Annotated in this window: 1 protein-coding gene; it reads right to left on the bottom strand. The window is 38.8% G+C overall.

All coding sequences use genetic code 11. The features are described from left to right. Nucleotides 1-289 precede the first annotated feature (289 nt). On the bottom strand, nucleotides 290-639 hold a 350-nt coding region (locus CF394_RS03610; protein ID WP_165767443.1), incomplete at its 5' end, for a transposase.

The following is a 639-nucleotide window of genomic DNA, read 5'->3' as shown; positions in this document are numbered from 1 at the left end:
GCCGGTCAAAATCAACTTCTGATTTTGACCGGCATTTTCTTTAATAAGAAACAACGTGTTCACTATTTGACGCTTACGTTATAAATACTCAAAGACCCCTGCAAAAGCAAGGGTCTTTAAGTATTTCTATACATTTGTAGCGTATTTTCTGGTTTGTTCCGGTGATAGGCACCATCTTTCTAATATTTCGCTAAAATATTCTTAAATAATTTAATGATATTACTAGTAGTATAACCTAAGACTATTATCAAGGCTAAGAACACTGGTTCATCACCATAACTCGTGGTTGCTATTTTGAGCTTCCTAGTTCAAGTTTTAACCTCGTGAAGAAGTTATTCAGATTACGATACCCGAAAGCTCTTCGTTTGATTAGCTTGATTTTATTGTTTGTACCTTCTATTTTTCCGTTAGAGAAAGGCGAGAGTATTGTGTTTTCCATCTCACGTTGACGCACTATAACAGCTTTCGCAATCTTGGCCAGCGGCCCACATGGATGAAACATGAAACGGTCGATCCACTCTTTCAGACGACGAGAAGCTTGTCCAGATGTAGTCGACTTCAATACAAATCGCATATGTTGTAATCCGTAATAGATGTCCTTGATGAACTCGTCTTCACGAAGGCATGCCCGTGCGACCT

It is taken from the genome of Tetzosporium hominis (genome assembly GCF_002265435.1).
Classification (GTDB): domain Bacteria; phylum Bacillota; class Bacilli; order Bacillales_A; family Planococcaceae; genus Chryseomicrobium; species Chryseomicrobium hominis.
Note: the sequence above shows the minus strand (reverse complement) of the source record. Positions and strands in the feature narration are given on the sequence as shown.